Origin of the sequence: Moorena producens PAL-8-15-08-1 (assembly GCF_001767235.1) — a bacterium.
GTDB lineage: Bacteria > Cyanobacteriota > Cyanobacteriia > Cyanobacteriales > Coleofasciculaceae > Moorena > Moorena producens_A.
In genome coordinates this window covers 3,843,289-3,848,526 of sequence record NZ_CP017599.1, presented here as the reverse complement: position 1 = coordinate 3,848,526, position 5,238 = coordinate 3,843,289, and the positions used below count along the sequence as shown (strand labels likewise).

The following is a 5,238-nucleotide window of genomic DNA, read 5'->3' as shown; positions in this document are numbered from 1 at the left end:
AATCACCCCTACACTGCTCCACAAAACTGATACATGAAAACGTCACCTAACGTGACCATCTGATCATTTTTAATTCCTGCTGACTCCGAGACCTTCGGCGAATTTTATAATTGGGTTTAAATCTCGATATTACACAAATTTAAACCCAATTATAAAATTCATCTGCTCCTGGGTGTTGAGCCATCATGTTTTTCTGTTTGTTATTAAGTTTGAACTTTGTTCTGATAGATTTCATGTGTTTTGAGCGTAGCCTATCTAACTAGTCTGCTTAATAACCTTTGGTAATCTATCATTATTCTTTGATTAAGTCAACACTTTTTGGGCTTTGGGGGGGGTGGAACAAAAATAGTTAAACAGCAAACATGGTAAGGGATATAGCTCTAATTTTTCGTTAAAAAAAAAAATATTTATAAAAATTAAGTTTTATAAATTTTTATTGATTAAGTAGGTCGGCTTAATTAAACGTTAAAAACTTGATCATTTTTACGTAACTTGTCAATTACCCCTGCACCCCCTGTTTAGGATCTATGTTGGCAGCCCCCTTGCCAAAAGTACGTAAATCTGATCTAACTCAGATATGACTGAAATTTCTGTGCTGGCCACTCTTGACGAAACAACCGACCTCCACCAGGAGGAACGTCTGCGCTTGTTTGTGCAACAGCAGCAAGCAATAATAGGGTTGTTGGCGGAGAATAATCAAGTATTAGAGAAACAGGTAAAAGAGTTAACCGAACGCATCAGTCAATTAGAAAAAGAGTTACGGCAGAAAAAGAAACTGAGCAAGAAGCCCCAGTTAAAAGCGAGTAAACGCGCACCAAGGCATTGAGTCTCAGCAACAGAGTAGCAAACGACCGCCCCTCAACCAAACGCAGTAAGAAACAAGGGTTCGTGGCTGTGAGGGCGACTTGTCGCCCCCCAGAAATCGGAGAGTTTAGATTGGTTGTATTGTGCACAAGAAACACTGATTTTACGTTTACCTCATCTTTGGCTTCTTTCTATTTTTAATCAGTTAGATACACTTATGCCTTGGTTAAAGGAGCTAGGTTTTTATCAGTAAGGGAGTTTGAGGGAAAAGAATACCCCGTCCTCTTAGGTCGGGGATGAATTTTCCCTCAATTAGGCAGAGTACCAGTCCTTCCCAGAAATTCTAAATATTCAGACAGACTCAATCCTGAACAGGCAGCTAAGCATTTTAATCCCTGCCAGCCAGTTTCGGTAGCCTTAATACTGTAGCTCTTCTTTGCCTCATCGTGGAGCCTGGGTCTTCCCACTTTTCTTCTAATTTGCTTGGACATTTACTTGACACTTTAATTTAAGGGGTTTATAATTAAATTAGCACAGAAACAAGGTCGAACAGATGCAACTAGGATACGTCTACAAACTAAAACCAAACCGACAACAAGAAGTCACTATGAATAAGTGGCTTGACATGTTGCGATCACAGTACAATTACTTACTAAAAGATAGAAACGACTCTTACGACCAAGCAAAAGCTCCAAAGCTAGGTAGGTATTGTGATTTAAGGAGTGGTGGAGAGGCGTGTCCGTTGACCTGTTCTGTAAGCAAAAACTACTCTGTGGGTTATCCCTGGAAGAATAGCCAAAGGAATCCAAGGAGAAGTGCTTACGAAGCACAAAGTTCAAGTTTGCCCACTCTCAAGAAGCAAAGACCCTGGTATAAGGCAATCCATTCAACTGTTTTACAGCAAACTCTGAGGCAGTTAGATGTTGCTTTCTCTAAATTTTTTAAAGGAGAAACTGGGTACCCAAAGCCTAAGAGAAGGTCGCGGTTTAGAAGCTTTAAATATGCACCTGGTCAAGTTAAATTAAACGGTGACAGAATATACTTTCCAGGAATTGGCTGGATGAGCTTTTATAACTCTCGCCCTATTCCTGGAGGATTCGCTCTAAAATCTGTTACTGTTCGCAGAAAAGCTCGCGGATGGTTTGTAAGTCTTCAAGTTGAAGATAAGTCAGTGCCAGCTACTCCAGTAAAAGACAAAAGCGAGATTAAGCCTCAGAGGGTTAAAGGCTGTGATTTAGGTATCAACAAATTAATAAGTCTTTCTAATGGGAGAACAATAGCCAATCCAGCCAAACAAAAATATTTTAGGCGTAGAGAAAGACGCTTAAAACTGAGGCAAAAAGCAGCTAGTCGAAAAAGAAAAGGGTCTAAGAATAGAGGGAAATCTTACGCCAGAGTAGCTTCACTCCATGAACGTATCACAAATAAGCGTAGTGCTTATCACTGGGATGTTGCCAATCAATTAGTTGATGGGACAGATGCCTTGGTGTTCGAGAACTTGAATATTAAGGCAATGAAATCTCGTTGCAAACCTAGACCCAATGAAAATGGTGGTTATGACCGCAATGGACAGTCAGCAAAAAGAGGTTTAAATCGCTCAATTTCTAATGCAGCTTGGGGGGAACTGGTCAAAAAGATCGAAGTCGTGGCCGCAAAGTCAGGCGTTCCGGTCGTAAAAATAAATCCCAAGCACACGTCTCAAAAATGCCCAAAATGTCATCACACTAGTAAAGAAAACAGAAAAAAGGAAAAGTTTGTCTGTACTAACTGTGGTCATTACGATGATGCTGACATTAATGGGGCAGTAAATATAAAACTTAGGGGTCTCAAAAAACTGGGAATTGACCCCTAGAGACGCGCGCCTTAGAACAAGGCAGCCTTATTACAACAACCTAGAACCTTTTACGCATAACCCTTTAACTATAAAGGCTGCCTTGTTCTTACGGTAACTTTAAACTCAGCTACCTCCGGTGCGGGGGAAAGTCACGCCCATGGAAATAACAGCAACGAACGTTGTTGTGCCTGGGAATCCCCATCCCTCTACAGGGTGGGGAGGTTCAATTTTATATGATCAGGTGCAAGATCTGAGTTTAAGGTCAATGCAATGTTGTATCACTACTTATTTATCACTACCCAATCTTTATTTATGTCAGGACTTTAAATTTTTGTATCACGTGTTAATAATTTGTAACGCACCTATTTAATATAGTGCCTCTGCAGCTAATTTTCGTCCTGTCACTAATAAAAAATTACCAATGGTCTACGCTATCACGCGCCCTACAGCGATTTAATCTTTTCTTTATAAATGACGGTTTAGAGGATTTTCAGTAAAACTAGTGATCAATATCACAAAAAGACGTTGTCCTAAATCACAGTTTTGCGTGATCTAAACCGATGAAATGGATTTAAGTTACCGCTAGCATTTTTAAGTCAGCTGTTAATACTCAAGGAAACGGTGCATCATGAATACTCAAAAAATTCGCTTCGCAGCCATCACTCTTTTAGATATTGCTCTATTGTTCACAGCCCCCATCATCATCCAATTATTCTCAAAAATTCCTTAAGTCCAAGGAAGTATGTCTTAGGAATGATTAACGATGAATTACCACATAATATGGCGTTTCCAAATGAGATGTAAACCTGTATGGTCTTTTTTGATTGGACAATAAAACTCCGGATCTCTTTCCCCTCTTGCCTTTTGCTTATTTCAGCCAAGCAACTTTCTGGCATGCCTGTGTTTACAACCCAAATAAAAACCCTATCAGCACATAGTTTTTTATTAATCGTTTTTCCACTACAAGCCCCTAACTCCTACCATGCTTTCAAGGGTATGTTTTTTACAAAGACGTCAGGTGTGGGGTGTGGGGCGTGGGGTGTGGGGTGTGGGGGATAAGAAAATATACCATTATTGTCGTTAAAAATCATCATTGTCTTGATGCAATAGCGAGTGGTTAGAAGTTACCGTAAGATAGTGGAGCCTTATTAAAAAATATTTAACCCTTTTCTGCATAACCTGCTAACTATAAAGGCTCCACTATCTAAGGTTTCGTCTCCGGGGGAAACCCTCTTTGGCGGCGCTGCATCGCTTGTTCGTTGTTTTTCTTTTCCTCTCCCTCTGGGTCGTCCCATGTTTTACCCAAATGTAAAAAACCTACCCCTGTGAGAACTCCTACCATGGGGGTATTCATTATTAATAATTCATCGTTCATCTTTCACTGATCACTGTCGGGATCAATGGCATTTCTAGTTCAGTTAATTTTAGATATAAAATCAATCTGAAAATGATCACTTTATATGTAATCAATAAAGTAATCAATAAATTTCCAAATCTGCTCTTGACTGGAATATAGCGTTTATCATAGCTATGAGGTACACATTCTTTTTTCCCTCTTGCCTCTTGCCTCTTGCCTCTTGCCTCTTCCGAAGTCCCTGCTCCGTTCGCGTAGCGTGGCCAACGGCCTCAGTCCCTGCTCCGAAGTCCCTAAAACCCAGAGATTTGTACCTCATGGGTATAAGACTTGCTATAATAGTGAGTGTGGGGTTGTGGGCAATACCAGTATCAGCACAGGTAGAGGATAAATACGTCAACGCTCTTGTAGAAGCACTGCGGCTTTCGGCACCACCCAATCGCCCCAATGATGGCATGTACAGCGACTGGCAAGTTTTACCTGCCATTATCCCGAGCTGGACATCTCAATGTGCAGGACAGGCCATGACCCCTGCACAATTTGAAGCGGACTCGACAACAGCACGTAGTGTTGTCGCTTGCATCATCAGACGGGAACTAGAGATTGAATTAAGAGATAGTGGCAACAATGAAATGATTGCTGTTCGCCGTACCGCCTGTTGGTGGATGACAGGAAAACCCTCTGGTTGCAACAGTGGCGCAACTGCTGACTATGTCCAGAGAGTACTCGGCTTTTATCAGCAGCAACATAGGTCCACACCAGTATTCGCACCAGTAGAGGATCCGCAAGTCAACACTCTTGATCCGCAAGTCAACACTCTTGATCCGCAAGTCAATGCTCTGGTAGAAGCACTGCGGCTTTCGGCACCACCCAATCGTCCCAATGATGGCATGTACAGCCAGTGGCAAGTTTTACCCGCCATTATCCCGAGCTGGACATCTCAATGTGCAGGACAGGCCATGACACCTGCACAATTTGAAGCGGACCCGACCACAGCACGTAGTGTTGTGGCTTGTATCATCAGACGGGAACTGGATATTGAATTGAGAGATAGTGGCAACAATGAAATGATTGCTGTTCGCCGTACCGCCTGTTGGTGGATGACAGGAAAACCCTCTGGCTGCAACAGTGGCGCAACTGCTGACTATGTCCAGAGAGTAATGGGCTTTTATCAGAACCCTTAACCTTCAACATTCAACCCTGGCCTTAAGGCTGTAGGCCACGCTGCGCGAACGGCCACGCTACG

At 42.1% G+C, this 5,238-nt stretch carries 5 protein-coding genes; 3 read left to right on the top strand and 2 right to left on the bottom strand.

Going from position 1 to position 5,238, the window contains the following annotated elements; all coding sequences use genetic code 11:
- Positions 1 to 577: 577 nt before the first annotated feature.
- Positions 578 to 826: a hypothetical protein gene (locus tag BJP34_RS14330; protein ID WP_070392935.1), complete on the top strand. Its 249-nt coding sequence runs from the start codon at positions 578 to 580 to the stop codon at positions 824 to 826.
- A 286-nt stretch (positions 827 to 1,112) separates the two neighbouring features.
- Here the strand turns inward: BJP34_RS14330 and BJP34_RS36810 are convergent, their stop codons facing one another.
- Positions 1,113 to 1,295 (bottom strand): hypothetical protein, encoded by a 183-nt coding sequence (locus BJP34_RS36810; protein WP_083305168.1) that lies wholly within the window; start codon positions 1,293 to 1,295, stop codon positions 1,113 to 1,115.
- 62 nt (positions 1,296 to 1,357) lie between these two features.
- Here BJP34_RS36810 and BJP34_RS14325 point away from each other — a divergent pair, with 62 nt between their 5' ends.
- Entirely contained in the window at positions 1,358 to 2,656 is a 1,299-nt protein-coding gene (locus tag BJP34_RS14325) for an RNA-guided endonuclease InsQ/TnpB family protein (RefSeq protein WP_229424361.1), read from the top strand.
- A gap of 1,186 nt (positions 2,657 to 3,842) precedes the next feature.
- Here BJP34_RS14325 and BJP34_RS43280 read toward each other — a convergent pair.
- On the bottom strand, positions 3,843 to 3,992 hold the full coding sequence (locus BJP34_RS43280; RefSeq protein WP_158517209.1) for a hypothetical protein: 150 nt from the start codon (positions 3,990 to 3,992) through the stop codon (positions 3,843 to 3,845).
- A gap of 176 nt (positions 3,993 to 4,168) precedes the next feature.
- On the opposite strand from BJP34_RS43280, the gene BJP34_RS47445 reads away from it, so the two are divergent.
- Positions 4,169 to 5,176 carry a hypothetical protein gene (locus BJP34_RS47445; RefSeq protein WP_229424360.1) on the top strand — a complete coding sequence of 336 codons (1,008 nt, stop codon included), beginning with the start codon at positions 4,169 to 4,171 and terminating at the stop codon, positions 5,174 to 5,176.
- Positions 5,177 to 5,238: the final 62 nt, after the last annotated feature.